Raw genomic sequence first — 16411 nt, 5'->3', positions numbered from 1 at the left:
AATCGCGGTCTTAAGTCTGTGGTGTGTTGCCATGTCGCCGGGGCCGCGTGCTGTCGAAGTCAAGCTGTCGGCCAGAATGATGCGCGCCCGCTCCGCGAGACGGGGCCCCACCGCCCCGCCCGCCCAGCGCAACAGCTCGGCCAACTCCTCAGCGGCACCTCTGTAAAGCCGCTGGAGGACGACATCAGGGCCTGGATCGACACCTGGAACGAGAACCCCAGGCCCTTTCGATGAACCAAGAGCGCCGACGAGATCCTTCACTCACTCGCCGACTACCTCACCAAGATCGCGCCGCCAACTCCCGGCAATCGGCGACAGACTCAAGACCGCGATTTCCGGCGCATCACACTAGGTGCATGGGGTGCTTGCGCGAAGGCTTCGTCCCCGGTCTCGCACCGGGGACGACGTCGTGCTCAGCACTAGCGCAAAGGAGGCTCGAACGTGATGCCCAGGTGTTGGAGGAGGCCTTCACGCTGCTCGGTTGTGGCCAGGACCATGATGTCGTCGTCGAGGTCTGAGCCTTCCTGCTCGACGCAGCGGAAGTCCCGGGGGTCATCAAGGGGGCTGAGCGCTTCGATGGCCTGCTGCGCTCCTCCCACGTCGAGGTAGTCGTTCGACTCCTGCTCAATGCCGAAGGAGAGCGGCCTGCCGTTGCATTCGAAGTGCATCGTCCCCAGGCCGCAGTCTTCGTCGTCCGGGTTGGCTTTCTCGAATCGGTAGTTGGAGACGGTGACTTTGCCACTGGTGAGGGCTGCGGCCTCGTTCAGGAGCCATTCGTAGTGCTCGTCGGCGAAGTCGACGTCATCGGAGTGGATGGACACAGCCACGTCGAAGAATTCGAGGGCACTGGCGATTTCGTGGCGTCGCTTGATCGGCTCGGTCGCGTACGTGGCGGCGTCCTCCAGGACGCTTTGAGCCTTCTCTTCAGTGATCATTCCGAGGTCGGCGAGGACTTCGGCTATCCGCACATAGGTAATCGGTTGGGTGTTCGCCATAGGGGCATCCTGCCAGCCGGCCGCGGCGGGTGTGGAGCGTGGCCCAGGACCCGTACCGCTCGGGCACATACCGCCAGGCGGAGCCGGTACGGAACTTCCACACGATCCCGTGGAGGACCCATCCGGTCGTCCAGCCGCTACTGCCCACACAACGACACAGGCAGCAACGACCGCACGAACTCCCGCTCGGCGCCGGACAGTTCACGGCGACGCATCACCCGTCATGATCCAGCACGCGAGATCATGTGCAGACTCTGCTGCTGACCTGTACAGATGCGATTCCAGGAGTGCGAATGCCTGGAACTCACCCGCCACTCACTCGGAGGGCCGCCGATGACGTCGCGTCCGTGGTGATGCGCCTCGGTGCGGGGCCGTTGTAGGGAAAACCAGGGACAGCCGTGGCGCGCTCGCTCGGGTCGCTGTCGCCGTGGCGGAGGAAGTCGCCGCGGACCGCGTCGACATCAGCGGCGGCGGGAGCGCGGCACCGGTCGCCTTCTCGGTGAGGGGAGCGGTGCTGAGCCTGGGCTGCTGACGGGCCTTCAAGCGGCGGGGATCACCGGCAGCAGCAGGTACGACGGATGCTCCCCGCCGCTGACGAGGGTCGTCCTGCCGCCGTACACATCGGGGTCGCGGTCCCGCTCGTCGGTGTGGACGAAGACGCCGTTGCCGCGCATGGTGCCCCCGAAGGACACCGGCCCCTCGCCGGGGAACTCGAAGTCCCTGCCCATTACGGACACGCCGAGGCGATGCCCGGCGGGGACGATCACCGACGTGGGCGCCGATGTCGCGTCCGCCGGGGTCCCGCACGCGTAGCGTGAGGAACAGATGATCGGCATCGGTCGTCGACGAGGCAACCCGGAGCGACGCGGAGGCGGGTCCGGTCACCTCCAGCGGCTCGGCCAGGGGCTCGGTCCAGAAGGTCAGACCGTCCCCGAGCGCGTCGAAATCGGCGCTGTGCTCGGTGGGATCGCCCGCGCGGGCGAGGGTGCCGGCTGCGATGTCCAGGTGGAACGGCGTCCACTGCGTCCGTGCCCGCGGCCATGCGAATTCGCTGCGCTGCTCGAAGGTGCCGTCAACCCGCCGTACGTTGAGGAAGACCGGGGGCTGCTCGTCCCAGCCCGTGTTCTCCCCCTTCAGGAAGTGCCCAAAAAGCGTTTCTGCAGGGCGACTCCGTAGTCGGTGTAGAACTCCACCCAGTGCTGCAGGCCGTGCACCTCGAGCCACTTCTGCTCGCTCGCGACGTCCAAGTAGCCCTCGAAACCACCGCGCGTGTGCAGGTGATGGGCCCAGTTGGTCGCGGACAGCACGGGGACGGTGATCTCCGGCAGGACGGCGGTCCGGTCCCTGCGGCGGCATCCGGGCTTCCGTTCATTCAGTAGAGCGGAAAGGTCTGGTCTCCGGGGCATCAAGGTCCTTCAGCGATCCTCCGCCGGCCATCCGATGGCCCGGAAGACGGCGACGGGGTCCAGGTAGTCCCGCCAGTGCGTCGCCCTGCGGTCCTTGACGGTGATCACGGAGACGAAGTGGTTGTCGTAGGCCCGCCCGGTGCGGACCGCCCGCCCGTGCACCGCGTACTCCAGCACGACCACGGACGTCTCGGGATCCCGGTGGACAGCGAGCCCGTCCGCGCTGTGCAGCACCATAACCTCGCCGTAGCCGCGGTACAGGTCCGCAACCGCCCGGCGTCCCTGAACCCGGCGCGGGTAACCGGGCACGGAGATCACGTACTCGAAGACCACGTCCTCGGCCAGGAGGTCGAAGAAGTGCTCGCCGTCGACGAGGCCCGCCAGCCCCTCCCGGACGATCCGGAAGAACGGGTCCAGCGCCGCGAAGTCGGTGATGTCGTCGATGTTTTCTGGGGACATGGTCACCTCGCCGCCGGAGAGGTCCAGGCGTGGACGCTGCGCCGGGCGAAGTCGTGGAAGGTGGCCGGTGGTTGTCCTGTGACCTTCTCGATGTCGTCGTTGGGCGTGGAGCCGTTGCCGGAGATGATGCTGCCGGTCAGCCAACGGAGCATCACTGCGTAGTCGGCAGGGACGAGGCCGGCCGCGACCGCACCGCCGATCCACGCGCCGGGGTCGATGTCGTGGTGCCTGACGGGCCGGCCGGTCACGGCGGCGAGGGTGTCGGCGACTTCGCCGACCGTCAGGGCCTGCGGTCCGGTGGGTGTGTACTGCGCGCCGGCGTGGGCCTCGGGGGCGAGCAGCGTCTCGACCGCGACCGCGGCGATGTCGGCCGCGTCGACGAAGGCTTCCGCGCCGCCGCCGGTCGGTACCGTGATCGCTCCGTCGACGACCGGCAGGTGTGCGTCGCTGAAGTTCTGCATCACCCATGCGGGGCGCAGGATGGAGTGCGTGAGGGCCCCTCGGGCGGCGAGGCCGGCCTCGACGGCCCTGATATCGACCTCCGGCGGCGCCTGTTCGCCGCCGTAGGTGCTGAGGTACGTGACGTGGCGTACCCCCGCGGCTTCGGCGAGGTCGAGGAAGGCGGCCACCTGGTCGGCGTAGGTGACGCGCAGGACGGGCGTGACGAGGTAGAGCCGGTCGACGCCGTCGAGAGCACCGGGGTGGGTGGTCGGGTCGTCCCAGTCGAACAGCACGTCGGCGCCGTGGCGCGCCGCGGTGCGGGCACCCAGCCCCCGCTCGGCGAGCTTCCTCGCGACGAGCGAGCCGGTCCGCCCGGTGCCGCCGAGGACGAGTGCGGTCTGCGGTGATCCAGTCATGGATCAATCGTGAGAGCGCGCGAGGAGTGAATCAATGCGCGTCTCACTCATTCTTTTACGTCAAACGCTCGGATCTATGCCCAGTGTGGTTGTCTCGCTGATACTGATCGCGTGGACATACTGCACGATCGCCTTGCGCGGGCACGCGCCTCCGGCGCCGTCTTCGCCCGGACGGTGGCCGAGCCGCCGTGGGGGTTGCGGCTCGCCGGCTCGATCCAGCTGTCCGTGCACACCGTCGTCCGGGGCAGGGGATGGCTGTGGCTCGACGACCCCGGCAGCGCGGTGGAACTGGTGCCGGGTGAGGTGACGCTCGTCCGCGGCGGAGCCGATCACTACATCGGGCACGAGCCGGGCGCCGACTGCCTCGAACCGGAGGACTTCCGGGCCCGGCACGCCCACGACGGGAGTTCCGAAGACCCGCGGGCGACGGTCTTCCTCTGCGGCGCCTACCGGTTCTCGGGCGACATCGGCAGCGGGCTGCTGGAGGCACTGCCGCAGGTACTGACCCTGTCAGCGGCAGTCGGCGATCCACTGCGGGACGTGATCGCGCTGCTGTCGCACGAGCTGGCCACCCCCGAGCCCGGCCGGCCCACCGTGCTGGACCGGCTCCTTGACGTTCTCCTGGTGCTCGCCATCCGCAACGACTTCCGCCGCAGCTCGACCGCACCCCGCTGGTACCGGGCATCCGCGGATCCCCGGCTGAACGCCGCGCTGCAGGCCATGCACGAGAACGCCGGCCATCCCTGGTCGATCCCCGAACTCGCCGCGATCAGCGGCCTGTCCCGGGCGGCCTTCGCACGGACCTTCCGCGACGCCCTCGGCCAGACCCCCATGCAGTACCTGACCGACTGGCGGATGGCTCTCGCCCGCGACCACCTGCGCACCGGCGAGCTCGGGATGACACATATCGCCCGCACCATCGGCTACAGCTCGCCCTACGCGTTCGCGGCCGCCTTCCGGCGCCACCACGGCGAACCGCCCGGGACCTGGCGACGACGGGAGTCGCTCCACGCGCAGGAACGCCCCGGGGACGATCCCCACACCCACTGACACCCGCCCGGCTCTCCCCGCGCCAGAACCAGTCGGTGCCTCTTCGATCAGCAGCGCGTTGTTCCGGCCACTGGGTCTCGGTGCTCGTACTGGCTGGCGGCTGGCGGCTGCGCCGGGTCCTTACTTGCTGTGCACGATCTGGATCAGGTTGCCGCAGGTGTCGTCCAAGACCGCTGTGGTGACCGGGCCCATCTCCAGCGGCTCCTGGGTGAAGTGCACCCCGAGCTCGCGCAGCCGGTTGAACTCCACAGGTACGTCGTCCACGGCGAAGGAGGCGGCCGGGATGCCGTCCTTGACCAGCGCCGCCTTGTACGGCTTCACCGCGGGATGGCCGTCGGGCTCCAGCAGCAGTTCGGTCCCGTCGGGATCCTCCGGCGAGACCACGGTCAGCCACCGGTCCTCACCCAGCGGGACCTCGGTCTTCTTCACGAAGCCCAACACGTCCGTATAGAAGCGCAGGGCCTTGTCCTGGTCATCGACGAAGACGCTGGACAGGTGGATCTTCATGGGGCGCTCTCCGGTGCATCGGGCCTGAGCCATCGGGTCACGATGCGCTCAAGGGGTTCGGTGTTCAGATCGTGGCTGTTCCGATCGTGGAACTTGTAGCGGCCCTGGCGCCGCGAAAGGACCATACCCGCGGATTGGAGTACGGGCAGATGCCGGCTGATCGCCTGGCGGGGCAGCCCCAGACCGTGTCTGGTCACCAGCCGTGTGCACATCTCGAACAGTGTCCGGCCGTCCCGTTTCCACTCGGCGCCGGTCTCAAGTCGGGAAAGCCGGACCGGAGAGTTAGTTTGGGATAAGTAACTGATCCAGCCTTCCTCGTTCGAGGACATGCTCATGACTGCGGGGTCCGCGGTATCCCGGGCGGCGCGGCGGCGGGCCAGGGCCGCCGCCGATATCGCCGGCCCGCACTACCCGTGGGTCGTGCTGTCCAACACCACGCTGGGTGTTCTGATCGCCACGATCAACGCGTCGATCATGCTGATCGCGCTGCCGGACATCTTCCGGGGGATCGGGATCGACCCTCTGCGGCCGGGGAACACAAGCCTGCTGCTGTGGTTGATCATGGGGTATCTGGTGGTCACAGCGGTGCTCGTGGTCACCTTCGGCCGGATGGGCGACATATACGGCCGGGTCCGTATGTACAACGCGGGCTTCGCGGTCTTCACCGTGTTCTCGGTGCTGTTGTCGGTGACCTGGATGCATGGCACGGCGGGCGCACTGTGGCTGATCTTGATGCGGGTGGGCCAGGGAGTCGGCGGCGCGATGCTGATGGCCAACTCCAATGCGATCATCACCGACGCGTTCCCGGCCGACCGGCGCGGCCTGGCGTTGGGGCTGAATCAGGTAGCTGGCATCGCCGGCTCGTTCGTGGGCCTGGTGCTCGGAGGGCTGCTCGCCCCGGTGGAGTGGCACATGGTGTTCCTGGTGTCGGTGCCGATCGGTGTGTTCGGCACGTTCTGGTCGTATCGGAAACTCCACGACACCGGGATCCGGCGGCCCGCCCGGCTGGACTGGTGGGGCAATGTGACCTTCGCGGTCGGGCTGATCGCGGTGCTGGCGGGCATCACGTACGGCATCCAGCCCTATCACGGGCACACCATGGGCTGGACCAGCCCGTGGGTGCTTGCCGCCCTGATCGGCGGCGTGGTCATGCTGGTGATCTTCGGCGTCGTGGAGACACGGGTCGCCGAGCCGATGTTCCGTATGAGCTTGTTCCGCATCCGTGCGTTCACCGCCGGGAACCTCGCGAGCCTGCTGTCCGGGATGGGCCGCGGCGGGCTGATGTTCATCCTGATCATCTGGCTGCAGGGCATATGGCTGCCCCGGCACGGCTACAGCTTCACCCAGACCCCGCTATGGGCGGGCATCTACATGCTGCCGCTCACCGTCGGGTTCCTGATCGCCGGACCGATCTCGGGCTGGCTGTCCGACCGCTTCGGGGCACGGCCGTTCGCCACCGGCGGCATGATCGTGGCGGCAGTCAGCTTCGTACTGCTGGCGCTTTTGCCGGTTGACTTCCCCTACCTGCCCTTCGCCGCGATCCTGCTGCTCAACGGGATCGGGATGGGACTGTTCGCTTCCCCGAACCGGGCCGGGATCATGAACAGCCTGCCCGCGGACCAGCGTGGGGTCGGCGGCGGCATGAGCACCACCTTCCAGAACTCGGCGCTGGTGCTGTCGATCGGGGTGTTCTTCAGCCTGATGGTCCTCGGCCTGGCCGGCACGCTGCCGCACACCCTGTCCAGCGGTCTGGTCGCCCAGGGCGTGCCCGCCGCTGACGCGGACCAGGTGGCGGCCCTGCCACCGGTCTCGGTGCTGTTCGCCTCACTGCTGGGCTACAACCCGGTCGAGACGCTGCTGGGCCCGAATGTGCTGGGTCACCTGCCGGCGAGCCAGGTGGCCTACCTGACCGGCCGTGGCTTCTTCCCCGCGCTGATCTCCGGGCCGTTCGCGAAAGGTCTGGACGCCGCGTTCGTCTTCGCCATCGCCGCCTGCCTGGTAGCCGCCGTCGCCTCCTGGCTGCGCGGCGGCAAATACGTGCACCACGACCGGCCGACCACCGTCGGCACCACGGACTATTCCTGCCCGGCACTCCGAGGACCGGAGACGGCACACCGCGGCTCCGTGACACCGGACCGAGCGGCCGTGCCCGTCGGAACCCACGGCCTTGCCTCGGGCGTCGCACGCTCCACCCCACCGGCGGTCGGCCCCGGCACCGCTCGGGCCAGGCCGCCCGGCCTGCGCAAAGACCGCCCGCACTCCCCCGGGGACTTCCCCGTCAAGGTGTGCACGCTGGTCGTCACGGCACCTGGCCACCGCCAGGCCACGTACACGATGACGACCGGCGGCAACGATCGGCCCGCCGCCGCGGAGACCGCCTCCAGGGTGAACGGGCAGATCGCCGGCGTGGTCTGCGGGCCGAGCCCGGACCGCCCACTGCCCGGGGCAGTCATCCGCGCTGTCGATGGGACGGGCACGCTCGTGGCACGCGCCACCACCGACCGCGACGGCCGGTTCCTGCTGACCGGCCTGCCCCGCCGCCTGTCCGCGGTAACCCGGGCTCCGAGCCCGACGACACCGCCCGACGTCAACGGCCCGGCCGGCGCCACCTTGCACCTCACACTGGACGGCACGTGGTCATGACCAAGCCAAAGCAAGCAATGCCCGGACCCGCGGCACCGACCCCGGGCCGCGACGAGATCGCGGCCCGGCTGCGGGCGGCAGTCCTGCGTCTGGCCCACGGGCTGCGCGCACCGGCAGAACGGCACGACCTGACCCCAAGTCGTCTGACCGCGCTGGGTGTTCTGTCCGCGCACGGCCCCCTACGGGTCGGCGACCTGGCCCGCGGCATGGGAATCGGCATGCCCAGCGCCTCCCGACTGGTCGACATCCTGGTGACCGCCGACCTCGTGGGCCGCCGCCCCGACCCGCACGACCAGCGCGCTTTGCTCCTCGTCCTCACCCCGACCGGCACAGCCGTACTGGACAGCATCCGCCGCGAGAGCCTCCAGACCCTGACCACCCACATCGCCATGCTTCCTGACGACCAGCTAGCCACACTTGGCGCCGCCGTGCCCCTACTGGACACGCTGGCTCAGCGATTGGCCCCCGGCGACCTGCCGGCCCACGAACTCGCCACGCCCTCCGCGCACCGTCCGCATCACCATGCAGGGGGTGACGCGCCTTACTGATCCCGCTGTGTCGAGGGTGCCTTCCTCTGCGGGGACACGACATCGCCCACTCCGCTCATACGCTGGAGACGTCGGGAAGAGGTTGAGACCATGTTCGAATACGGGACGGACGGTCCGAAGGTGATCGTCGTCGGCGTGGACGACTCCGAGTCGTCGTGGCGCGCCGCTTCCTACGCCGGGGGCCTCGCTCGACGTCAGGGCTCGCTGTTGGCCATGGTGTATGTCCAGTCCCTGCCCGCGATGGCGATGGCGCCCGGCCTGTCCGCGGCGGTGGTGGAGACCACCTCCCAGATCGCCGAGGACATCGTCTCGCAGGTACGGGAGGGGGCCGAGCGCCTGGGCAACGTCTTCCGGGTGCGGTGGGAGTTCCACACCGTCGAGGGCGACGCGTTCGGTGGCCTCGTGCGGGTGGCCGACGAGCTGAAGGCCGACGCTGTGGTCGTCGGGGCCTCCGAACACGCAGGTCACCGCTTCATCGGCTCGCTCGCGGTGCGCTTGGTCAAGGCAGCCCGGTGGCCGGTCACCGTAGTCCCGTAACCGTTTCGAGGGACCGGACCGTTTCGAGGGACCGGAGTTCCGTTCATGCGGCGTCGCCTGCCGGGCGGCCGACGGTGGGGCGGGTGACGCCGAATTCGTCGCTTGACGTGCGCCGACGGCCGGGAGACGCAGGTCACATTCGTCCATGTCACAGGGCGTCGGGCTACCCCGTCTCAGGTGTGTAGCCACTGACGACCACAGAGGAGCACACCATGGACGCGCGACTGAACTACTTCGCCGGCCCGACCGCCGGCAAGGCCCTCAAGCACGTCATGTCGGCGGGCAAGGCCCTCAAGGACTCGCCACTGCCGGCCGCGACGCAGGAGCTGGTGGCGCTTCGCGTAAGTCAGGTCAACGGCTGCGCCGTCTGCATCGACATGCACACCAAGGAGGCCGCCGCTGCCGGCGAGACCTCGGTGCGGCTGAACCTGGTCGCGGCGTGGCGGGAGGCCACGGTCTTCACCGAGGCCGAGCGTGCCGCGCTGGAGCTGGCGGAGGAGGGGACCCGGGTCGCGGATGCGGCCGGTGGGGTCAGCGACGAGGTCTGGGCGCATGCCGCCAAGCACTACGACGAGGAGCAGCTCACTGCCCTGGTGGTCCTGGTCTCCTTCATGAACATGGTGAACCGGCTGAACGTCATCGCCCAGCAGCCGGCCGGTAACTACGAGGCCGGGCAGTTCCACTGAGCCGGGCGGTTCCACTGAACGGCATCAGCGACTGGCTCGGGGTCCGGCTGCGGGCTCAGGGCCCCCGGGCTCGGAGGCGCTGATCTGGCCCGCCGGTGGTCCGGATGATCGCCACAAGACGCCTGCGCCGGCGAGTGCGCCCGCGTGGGAGGGCTTCAAGGGGAGGGGAGTCGGCGTGAGCAAGAGTTGGATCCCGCTTACGGGGTGCTGACTCAGGCACAGGCGGTTATTGCCAGCATTCGACGAATTCCGCCAAGGCGCCGCTCGAGATCTTGGAGTGGAAGCAGGACCATGTAGCGGCGGGGTTCGCCGGCCACGTCCCAAGTGTGGCCGTCCCCTTCAGTTGCCGACCCGCAGCACTTCGCCCCGTCGGATGACCGACGGGGCGAAGCAGGCGGAGCCGAGCAGTGTGCTGTCTCGCCCGGTCTACTTGGTGAAGGCCGCGACGCCGTTCGGGGTGCCCAGGCCTGTCGGGCCGTCGTAGTCCTTGCCTGCCTGGCAGAGGTAGTTGCCGCAGGACCCGTTGGCGCCGTCGGTGACGTCGTTCAGCTTGTCCGTGTGGGCGTACGGGTACGAGGCCGGCACATCATCCGCGCCCGGGGTGCCCGCGAGGGCGTAGACGCCGGCGATGAACGGTGCGGAGGCGCTGGTGCCGCCGTACACGTTCCAGCCGCTTGCCTGGTAGGTGTCGTAGACCGCGAGGCCGGTGGCCGGGTCGGCGACGGCCGCGACGTCGGCGACGGCGCGCTGCTTACAGCCGCTGTCCTTCTGCCAGGACGGTTTGGCGTCGTACTTCGAGCAGCCCGAGCCGGCTCCCTCGCCACCGGCGGAAGTGCCCCAGACGGACTCGGAGTAGCCGCGCGTGCTGCTGTCCTTCTTGAGCGAGGTACCACCGACGGCGGTGACGTACTGCGAGGCAGCCGGATACTCGACGCCGTAGCCGCCGTCGCCGGAGCTGACGGTGATGGCGACGCCGGGGTGCTTGAAGTACTTGTCGTCCGCGGAGGTGTCGGCGGCTTCCTCGTCCCCGCCGTAGCTGTTGGAGATGTACTTGGCGCCCTGCTTGACGGCCTGGTTCACGGCCGCACCGAGGTCGTCCATGCTGGCGGACTTGGCCTCGACCAGCAGGACGTGGCACTGCGGGCAGGACGCGCTGACCATGTCGACGTCGAGAGAGATCTCGCCGGCCCAACCGGCATCCGGCGCCGGGTAGTTCGAGCCACCGTCCTGGTCGATCTTCTTGAAGCAGCCGTTGCCGGTAGTGCACTCCGGCAGGCCGTACTGGGACCGGTAGGTCGCCAGGTCCTTCTCGGCGTTCGGGTCGTCGTTCGCGTCGATGATCGCGACGGTGCTGCCCTTGCCGGCGTCCTTGGGGAGGTTGTAGGCGGCCTGCAGGTCGCTAGGCCCGTAGCCCTTGGGGGTGTCGTGGCGGCCGAGGGACCTCTGCGACGTCAGGTCGGTGCGGACAACCGCTTGACACGCCATGTAGCCGGGCTTGCTCGGCTCCGAGCAGAGCCGGTGGGTGTGCACCGTGGACGCTGCGGGCGACGCCGTACCCGACGTTGCGAAGGCGGCCGTCTGTGACGTGGCGATCACGCCACCGGTTATCAGAGCCGCGGCCGACAGCAGGGCCGGTGCGCCGCGACGTATCAGATTCTTTCTGCGATGAGACCGCAAGGAACTGCCCTCCGTGGGGGGATGGATGGCTCCGCGACGGTCATCGAGACAGCGGGTCGGCATGTAAATGTCAAGCACATGACAACTCGTATTTCGAGTGGGGTGCCGAAGGGGAGCCAAGGTTCGAGCATGGTGTTCGTTGCTGCCACCCCGTTGAGTGGTGGCTATTAACGAAAGTATTGACAGCTTCCCCAAGGAGATAGAGGTAGTTGGTAAAGCCTTCCCCTCAACTTCTGAGTGTTGGCATATACCGTGTGTGGCCATGGAGTTGGAAGAAGGACCCATCAACGACCTGATGGCGCTCGGCCTGGCCCGGTACGAGGCACGGGTCTATCTGGCGCTCATCAGGCGTGATTCGTACACGGCCGCCGAGGTGGCCCGCGAAGCCGATGTGCCGCGCCAGCGGGTCTACGACGTGTTGGACGCGCTGGTACGGCGACGCCTGGCCACCACGCACCCGGGGCGAGTGGCCAAGTTCTCCGCTGTCACGCCCGAGTTGGCCGTTGCCCGGCTGATGGCCCTGCAGCGCGAGTCCATGGACCGGCTGGAGCGGGTCTCGGAGGAGTTGGCCGGTGTCCTGCAACCGCTCTGGTCCGACGGGAGGGTGCACACCGACCCGCTGGACTACGTCGAGATTCTGCGCGACCCGAAGGCGATCTCCGAGCGCTTCGCCGACATCCAGCGGCAGGCGCAGCACGAACTTCTCACCTTCTGCAAACCACCGTTCGTCGCCCCCTCGGAGAACACGGAGGGCATCAAGGTGGTCCGCCGGCTCCACCGGGCGGGCGGCACGGTCCGAGCGATCTACCTCAACGACGCCCTGGACAACCCCGACACAGTGGAGCACGTACGGCGCTTCGCCGCCGCGGGAGAGGAAGCCCGCTTCGCACCCGAACTTCCGCTGAAACTCGTGATCGCCGACGCCTCCCTCGTCCTGTGCGACATGCCCGACCCGGTGGCCGGAGCAGGCTCCACCACCACGCTCTTCATCGAACACCCGGCGCTCGCAGGCTGCCTACGGCTGGCCTTTCAGACCGTTTGGGAGGGCGCGGCGCCCGTGAAGGAGTCCGGCCTGGCGCCGTAAACGCCCTGTCCCGCCCCGCGTTCGCCCGCCGGTGGGCGGGCCCGTGCGATCGTGACCGGCGCGGCGGGTTCGGCGAAACCAGACCCCCTGGGGCGGCCGTGAGTTGACGGAAGATTGACCCCTTCGCGGGAGTGCCCTGACGCAAACCGACCATATGGTCAGCGCCATGCCCCCACGCCCTCCGAGGACCTCGGTGCTCCCCGTCCTCCCCTACCGCAAACCCACACCCGGCCGGGACTACTGGGTCCTGGACAATGCACTGCCCGACGTCGATGCCGTCCGGGCGCGCTGCCTCACCAAGGGCGACTGGGTCGAAGGCTATCCGCACAAGCCCGAGAGCTGGCCCGGTCTGCGCACGATGCCCGGACTCGAACCGGCTGAGCTGGCCCACGTCGAAAAACTGGTCATGAAGGCCACCGGCGCGCGTCAGCTGTGGCAGCAAACCGCCCCTGGTGGCGGCACCCACAATCACAACTGCATCCAGGTCGTGGGCAAGGACGAGTGCGAGCCACGGCCCCACACCGACTCGCGATCGCTGTGCCGCTACGCCGCGGTGCTCTACCTCAACCCCCATGTGCCCAAGGACTGCGGAACGAGCTTCTACCGTCAGAACCTGCCAGGCGGCCGACTCGGCGGAAACATGGTGACCGCGCCGCACAACAACCTGGTCGATGCCCTCGGGACGCGCTTCGTCCCGCCTGACTCCTTCGCCGAGGACGTCCGCGTGGCGCACCGCCACAATCGGCTGCTGCTCTACACGGCCAACATGCTGCACAGCGCTACCGGTTACTGGGGCAGCACGCTGGAGGACAAGCGGATGACCGCGGTCTTCTTCTGGATGGCTTGACGGCACGCCGGACCAGCTGGAGAAGCCGGTCCGGGCGTGCCGCCGTCCAGCGGGGCGGTCGCCGGACATCACCAGGAGGACTTGGTGACTCCGGGGAGGAATCCGGCGTGCGCCTGCTCGCGCATCCGTACCCGGGACATGCCGAACTTCCGCAGGTGACCTCGGGGGCGGCCGTCCACGCTGTCCCGGTTCCGCACACGGGTCGCACTGGCGTCGCGCGGCTGGCGCCGCAACTCGGCCTGGGAGGCGGCGCGTTCGTTGTCGGTGGAGGAAGGCCGCCGGATGATCTCCTTCAGCTCGGCACGCCGGGCCGCGTAGCGCTCGACGATCGCCTTGCGCTGCTCGTTCTTCGCGATCTTGCTCTGCTTCGCCATCAGACCTTCACTCCTCGTGCGCGGATTCGGGCCACCGCGGCCTCGATCCCGATCGAATCGACCGTCTTGATCGCCTTGGTGCTGAGGGTGAGCCGAATGTGGCGCCCCTCACTCGCCAGCCAGTAGCGCTTGCGCTGGATATTCGGGTCGAACCGGCGGGAGGTACGCCGATGCGAGTGGGAGATGGTCTTGCCGAAGCCCGGCTGGGCGCCGGTCAGCTGGCAGTGGGCGGACATGGTGTGGGACTACCTCTCGTCAGGGCCGTTATCGACAATGGAAACCATTGCCATATAGTAGCGCCCATGGCCCGCACCGAACTACGCCCGATCATCAGCCGGCATGTCGACTTCCGCGAAGAACGCTGACGCACAAGCCGACCTCACAGACAGGAACACCGTCATGAAGCCCGGGATCCACCCCGCCTACCGACCGGTCATCTTCCGCGACAAGGCAGCCGAGTTCGCCTTCTTCACCCGTTCCGCCGCGACCAGCGACAAGACCATTGAGTGGGCGCAGTGATGACGGAGAACGGCAGGCTCCCCGTCGTCCTGGTCGGCGGGCTGCACTCCGACGCCCGCGCCGAGGTCGTACTGCGGCTGCTGCACACCGTGCGCGGCAGTGTGGCGCTGCACCACGACCTCTCGACGGCGGCGGAAGGCACCGTACGGCGCACCGTGCGGGACGCCTCGGGCGAGCTGTCCGCCGGCGAGACGCCCCTCGTCAACGACTGTGCGTGCTGCGCCATGCGCGAGGACCTGGTGCCCGAACTCCAGCGGCTGGCCGACAGCGGTCTGTACCGGCTGGCGGTGGTCGAGCTCTGGGATTCCGTCGAGCCCCGGGCGATGGCCGAGGTCATCGTGTCGTACGGCGACGAGGCGCTGACGCTCTCCAATGTGATGACCGCGGTGGACCCCGCGCTCGTACTGCCGTATCTGTCCAACGGGGACGATCTGGCGGAGGCGGGACTCGCGGCGGCCGCAACCGACCAGCGGACCGTCGGGGACACCTGGGCGCGCCAGCTGGAGTACGCCACCGTGCTCGCGCTCGTCGACGGGGCGGAGGAGGCGGCGGACGACCAGGACCGTGCGCTCCTCGCTCAGTTGCACCCGACCGCACGCCGTGTGTCCGCGGGTTCCAGGCAGCTCGCGGAGGTCGCGTTCGCCGGATTCGACGTCGAGACGGCTGCCGCCGCCCAGCACCCGGCCTGCGCACTGCTGCCACAGGAAGCGGAGGAGTCAGGAGTCGCCACCCTCGTATGGCACCGCCGCCGTCCCTTCCATCCGGAACGGCTCTACCAGGCGCTGGAGGACCTGGCCTGTGCGGCGGCCCGCAGCCGGGGCCGCTTCTGGCTCGCCGACCGCCCCGACACCCTGCTGTCCTGGGACGCCGCGGGTGGCGCGCTGTGCGTGGAGAACGCCGGCCCCTGGCTCGCATCGCTCCCGGACGCCGCCTGGGAGATGGTGCCGGCCATGCGCCGAGCGGCTGCCACCCTCGACTGGCAGCCCGAACACGGCGACTGCTGCCAGCACCTGGTCTTCACCGCACCCGGCCTCGACCGCGAGGGCCTGGAACGGTTGCTGGACTCCTGCCTGTTGACCGAGGGCGAGTTCGCCGGCGGGCGCGAGGCGTGGAAGCGCCTGCCGGCCTCGTTCGACGCGCTCCTCGACCCCGTCTCCTGAACCCCCGCCCGGACACCTCTTCCCCCATCCGCACGACCGAGAGAAGGAATCCCCATGCCCCGCCGCTCCGATCCCCGCAAGCAGCTCAAGGCGCGCCCCAACCCGCTGGACCAGGCCGATATCACCTACGTCGACTACAAGGACACCGATCTGCTGCGGAAGTTCGTCTCCGACCGCGGCAAGATCCGCAGCCGGCGAGTCACCCGGGTCACCGCCCAGCAACAGCGCCGGCTGGCCCGCGCCATCAAGAACGCCCGGGAGATGGCCCTTCTGCCGTACGGCTCAAAGTAGTTCGCTCCCCGTGTGCGGTGGCTCCGGACTCCGTCTTCGGCCTAGGGCCTGTCGGCCTAGCGGTGCCACCGCACGGCGTCCTCTGCGTCGCGTCGGCCCCAGGCAGAATCATCCGCCGAGTGCCCGAAGCCGGTGCAGATGCGGGCCAGGGCGGTCGGCCTCCGCGACGGCCTCTCCCCCGTCGCCCACCGTCCCGGAAGCTCACACCCCGCCCTCGCGGGCTGCGCGTGCCGCGCGGGCCAGGTCCATGTCCGTGGTCTCCAGGGCCAGGAACTGCGATACCAGGCCGCCGAGTGCCGGCACCCCCCGCGCCGACGAGGAGCACGAACTCCGCGCCGAAACGCCATGCGCCTCGCTCCGCCCGCGGACGGCGACTGGGCACGGGCCACGGTGCGGGCCGTGCGCGAGATCTCCGGAACACTGGACATCAAGCGGCCCCTGCGCGAACTGGGCGCCGATCGCGGAATGCTGCCGGCCATCGCCGCGGGAGGGGTCGCGGACGCGGTGACCAAGAACGCTCCGCTGCTGCCCAGCGAGGCGGAGGTGCTGGAGATCCTCACCCGGGTGTACTGACGCGCGGCGCACGATCGCGCGGGGGCGGATGCGGAGTTTCGTCCAGGGGGCGGGCGAGGCTCGGGGCGCGATAGCGGGGGCGGTTCGGGGACGGGAGCACAGGGGCGGTACGGGATCACCTCCGTATCGCCCCTGCCGGAAGCCGAATCCGAACGGTGCGTAACCGGCCGTGTCGCACACCGGGTGGGGTCGGGCGCC

General features: G+C 69.0%; 20 protein-coding genes and 3 pseudogenes. 11 read left to right on the top strand and 12 right to left on the bottom strand.

All coding sequences use genetic code 11. The annotated features are described in order from the left end of the window. Positions 1–419: 419 nt before the first annotated feature. From ACZ4S3_RS10905 to ACZ4S3_RS10875, 7 genes and pseudogenes are all read right to left on the bottom strand, one after another. On the bottom strand, positions 420–995 hold the full coding sequence (locus ACZ4S3_RS10905; protein WP_467930227.1) for a hypothetical protein: 576 nt from the start codon (positions 993–995) through the stop codon (positions 420–422). Further along, complete coding sequence (locus ACZ4S3_RS10900; protein WP_467930223.1) at positions 925–1143, bottom strand: transposase; 219 nt, start codon at positions 1141–1143, stop codon at positions 925–927. Before ACZ4S3_RS10900 ends, ACZ4S3_RS10905 begins: the two co-directional genes overlap by 71 nt. Before the next feature lie 391 nt (positions 1144–1534). Then, positions 1535–1732 (bottom strand): hypothetical protein, encoded by a 198-nt coding sequence (locus ACZ4S3_RS10895; RefSeq protein ID WP_467931617.1) that lies wholly within the window; start codon positions 1730–1732, stop codon positions 1535–1537. A gap of 13 nt (positions 1733–1745) precedes the next feature. Beyond that, positions 1746–2219, bottom strand: a pseudogene (locus tag ACZ4S3_RS10890) (CocE/NonD family hydrolase C-terminal non-catalytic domain-containing protein); the annotation flags it as partial. Next, complete coding sequence (locus tag ACZ4S3_RS10885) at positions 2129–2401, bottom strand: hypothetical protein (RefSeq protein ID WP_467930218.1); 273 nt, start codon at positions 2399–2401, stop codon at positions 2129–2131. The pseudogene ACZ4S3_RS10890 and the gene ACZ4S3_RS10885, both read right to left, overlap by 91 nt. Positions 2402–2410: 9 nt before the next feature. Further along, on the bottom strand, positions 2411–2860 hold the full coding sequence (locus tag ACZ4S3_RS10880; protein WP_467930214.1) for a nuclear transport factor 2 family protein: 450 nt from the start codon (positions 2858–2860) through the stop codon (positions 2411–2413). 2 nt (positions 2861–2862) lie between these two features. Beyond that, positions 2863–3717: an NmrA family NAD(P)-binding protein gene (locus ACZ4S3_RS10875; protein WP_467930209.1), complete on the bottom strand. Its 855-nt coding sequence runs from the start codon at positions 3715–3717 to the stop codon at positions 2863–2865. Positions 3718–3828: 111 nt separating this feature from the next. On the opposite strand from ACZ4S3_RS10875, the gene ACZ4S3_RS10870 reads away from it, so the two are divergent. Next, positions 3829–4767 carry an AraC family transcriptional regulator gene (locus tag ACZ4S3_RS10870; protein WP_467930204.1) on the top strand — a complete coding sequence of 313 codons (939 nt, stop codon included), beginning with the start codon at positions 3829–3831 and terminating at the stop codon, positions 4765–4767. Positions 4768–4887: 120 nt separating this feature from the next. Here the strand turns inward: ACZ4S3_RS10870 and ACZ4S3_RS10865 are convergent, their stop codons facing one another. Next, complete coding sequence (locus ACZ4S3_RS10865) at positions 4888–5274, bottom strand: VOC family protein (protein ID WP_467930202.1); 387 nt, start codon at positions 5272–5274, stop codon at positions 4888–4890. Beyond that, positions 5271–5609 (bottom strand): ArsR/SmtB family transcription factor, encoded by a 339-nt coding sequence (locus tag ACZ4S3_RS10860; RefSeq protein ID WP_467930197.1) that lies wholly within the window; start codon positions 5607–5609, stop codon positions 5271–5273. Before ACZ4S3_RS10860 ends, ACZ4S3_RS10865 begins: the two co-directional genes overlap by 4 nt. Here ACZ4S3_RS10860 and ACZ4S3_RS10855 point away from each other — a divergent pair. The 4 genes and pseudogenes from ACZ4S3_RS10855 to ACZ4S3_RS10840 form a co-directional block, all read left to right on the top strand. After that, positions 5602–7317 (top strand): annotated as a pseudogene (locus tag ACZ4S3_RS10855) (MFS transporter); the annotation flags it as partial. The gene ACZ4S3_RS10860 and the pseudogene ACZ4S3_RS10855 sit on opposite strands and share 8 nt — an antisense overlap. Positions 7318–7913: 596 nt before the next feature. Further along, a complete protein-coding gene (locus ACZ4S3_RS10850; RefSeq protein WP_467930193.1) occupies positions 7914–8465 on the top strand; it encodes a MarR family winged helix-turn-helix transcriptional regulator in 552 nt (183 codons plus the stop codon). A gap of 90 nt (positions 8466–8555) precedes the next feature. Beyond that, complete coding sequence (locus tag ACZ4S3_RS10845; protein ID WP_467930189.1) at positions 8556–9002, top strand: universal stress protein; 447 nt, start codon at positions 8556–8558, stop codon at positions 9000–9002. A gap of 212 nt (positions 9003–9214) precedes the next feature. Next, positions 9215–9688, top strand: coding sequence for a carboxymuconolactone decarboxylase family protein (locus ACZ4S3_RS10840; RefSeq protein WP_467930185.1), 474 nt, complete (start codon positions 9215–9217; stop codon positions 9686–9688). Between the two features lie 426 nt (positions 9689–10114). On the opposite strand, the gene ACZ4S3_RS10835 is transcribed toward ACZ4S3_RS10840, so the two are convergent. Then, a complete protein-coding gene (locus ACZ4S3_RS10835) occupies positions 10115–11284 on the bottom strand; it encodes a S53 family peptidase (RefSeq protein WP_467930180.1) in 1170 nt (389 codons plus the stop codon). A gap of 343 nt (positions 11285–11627) precedes the next feature. Here ACZ4S3_RS10835 and ACZ4S3_RS10830 point away from each other — a divergent pair, with 343 nt between their 5' ends. Together ACZ4S3_RS10830 and ACZ4S3_RS10825 are read left to right on the top strand one after the other, a co-directional pair. Further along, positions 11628–12449 (top strand): TrmB family transcriptional regulator, encoded by an 822-nt coding sequence (locus tag ACZ4S3_RS10830; RefSeq protein ID WP_467930176.1) that lies wholly within the window; start codon positions 11628–11630, stop codon positions 12447–12449. A gap of 166 nt (positions 12450–12615) precedes the next feature. After that, complete coding sequence (locus tag ACZ4S3_RS10825; RefSeq protein WP_467930171.1) at positions 12616–13296, top strand: DUF6445 family protein; 681 nt, start codon at positions 12616–12618, stop codon at positions 13294–13296. A 68-nt stretch (positions 13297–13364) separates the two neighbouring features. Here ACZ4S3_RS10825 and rpsN read toward each other — a convergent pair whose 3' ends face one another. Both rpsN and rpmB read right to left on the bottom strand, forming a co-directional pair. Further along, positions 13365–13670, bottom strand: coding sequence for a 30S ribosomal protein S14 (gene rpsN / locus ACZ4S3_RS10820; protein WP_467930167.1), 306 nt, complete (start codon positions 13668–13670; stop codon positions 13365–13367). Further along, positions 13670–13906, bottom strand: coding sequence for a 50S ribosomal protein L28 (gene rpmB / locus ACZ4S3_RS10815; RefSeq protein ID WP_467930164.1), 237 nt, complete (start codon positions 13904–13906; stop codon positions 13670–13672). The genes rpsN and rpmB overlap by 1 nt, the downstream gene beginning before the upstream one ends. Positions 13907–14069: 163 nt before the next feature. Here rpmB and ACZ4S3_RS10810 point away from each other — a divergent pair. The 4 genes and pseudogenes from ACZ4S3_RS10810 to ACZ4S3_RS10795 form a co-directional block, all read left to right on the top strand. Beyond that, positions 14070–14180, top strand: a pseudogene (locus ACZ4S3_RS10810) (type B 50S ribosomal protein L31); the annotation flags it as partial. An 8-nt stretch (positions 14181–14188) separates the two neighbouring features. Beyond that, entirely contained in the window at positions 14189–15349 is a 1161-nt protein-coding gene (locus ACZ4S3_RS10805; protein ID WP_467930161.1) for a CobW family GTP-binding protein, read from the top strand. 54 nt (positions 15350–15403) lie between these two features. Further along, positions 15404–15640: a 30S ribosomal protein S18 gene (gene rpsR, locus ACZ4S3_RS10800; RefSeq protein ID WP_467930156.1), complete on the top strand. Its 237-nt coding sequence runs from the start codon at positions 15404–15406 to the stop codon at positions 15638–15640. 345 nt (positions 15641–15985) lie between these two features. Continuing rightward, positions 15986–16213, top strand: coding sequence for a hypothetical protein (locus ACZ4S3_RS10795; RefSeq protein WP_467930153.1), 228 nt, complete (start codon positions 15986–15988; stop codon positions 16211–16213). The last annotated feature ends 198 nt before the right edge of the window (positions 16214–16411 follow it).

The organism is Streptomyces sp. NPDC028368 (assembly GCF_055565615.1).
This window is presented reverse-complemented; position numbering and strand designations above follow the sequence as displayed.

Excerpts from the sequence above, each read along its gene's own strand:
- ACZ4S3_RS10805 (WP_467930161.1), top strand. The coding sequence starts at position 14,189 with ATGACGGAGAACGGCAGGCTCCCCGTCGTCCTGGTCGGCGGGCTGCAC.
- ACZ4S3_RS10885 (WP_467930218.1), bottom strand. The coding sequence starts at position 2,401 with ATGCCCCGGAGACCAGACCTTTCCGCTCTACTGAATGAACGGAAGCCC.
- ACZ4S3_RS10825 (WP_467930171.1), top strand. The coding sequence starts at position 12,616 with ATGCCCCCACGCCCTCCGAGGACCTCGGTGCTCCCCGTCCTCCCCTAC.
- ACZ4S3_RS10830 (WP_467930176.1), top strand. The coding sequence starts at position 11,628 with ATGGAGTTGGAAGAAGGACCCATCAACGACCTGATGGCGCTCGGCCTG.
- ACZ4S3_RS10865 (WP_467930202.1), bottom strand. The coding sequence starts at position 5,274 with ATGAAGATCCACCTGTCCAGCGTCTTCGTCGATGACCAGGACAAGGCC.
- ACZ4S3_RS10860 (WP_467930197.1), bottom strand. The coding sequence starts at position 5,609 with ATGAGCATGTCCTCGAACGAGGAAGGCTGGATCAGTTACTTATCCCAA.
- rpsN (WP_467930167.1), bottom strand. The coding sequence starts at position 13,670 with ATGGCGAAGCAGAGCAAGATCGCGAAGAACGAGCAGCGCAAGGCGATC.
- ACZ4S3_RS10845 (WP_467930189.1), top strand. The coding sequence starts at position 8,556 with ATGTTCGAATACGGGACGGACGGTCCGAAGGTGATCGTCGTCGGCGTG.
- ACZ4S3_RS10905 (WP_467930227.1), bottom strand. The coding sequence starts at position 995 with ATGGCGAACACCCAACCGATTACCTATGTGCGGATAGCCGAAGTCCTC.
- ACZ4S3_RS10795 (WP_467930153.1), top strand. The coding sequence starts at position 15,986 with ATGCGCCTCGCTCCGCCCGCGGACGGCGACTGGGCACGGGCCACGGTG.
- rpmB (WP_467930164.1), bottom strand. The coding sequence starts at position 13,906 with ATGTCCGCCCACTGCCAGCTGACCGGCGCCCAGCCGGGCTTCGGCAAG.
- ACZ4S3_RS10880 (WP_467930214.1), bottom strand. The coding sequence starts at position 2,860 with ATGTCCCCAGAAAACATCGACGACATCACCGACTTCGCGGCGCTGGAC.
- rpsR (WP_467930156.1), top strand. The coding sequence starts at position 15,404 with ATGCCCCGCCGCTCCGATCCCCGCAAGCAGCTCAAGGCGCGCCCCAAC.
- ACZ4S3_RS10840 (WP_467930185.1), top strand. The coding sequence starts at position 9,215 with ATGGACGCGCGACTGAACTACTTCGCCGGCCCGACCGCCGGCAAGGCC.
- ACZ4S3_RS10850 (WP_467930193.1), top strand. The coding sequence starts at position 7,914 with ATGACCAAGCCAAAGCAAGCAATGCCCGGACCCGCGGCACCGACCCCG.
- ACZ4S3_RS10875 (WP_467930209.1), bottom strand. The coding sequence starts at position 3,717 with ATGACTGGATCACCGCAGACCGCACTCGTCCTCGGCGGCACCGGGCGG.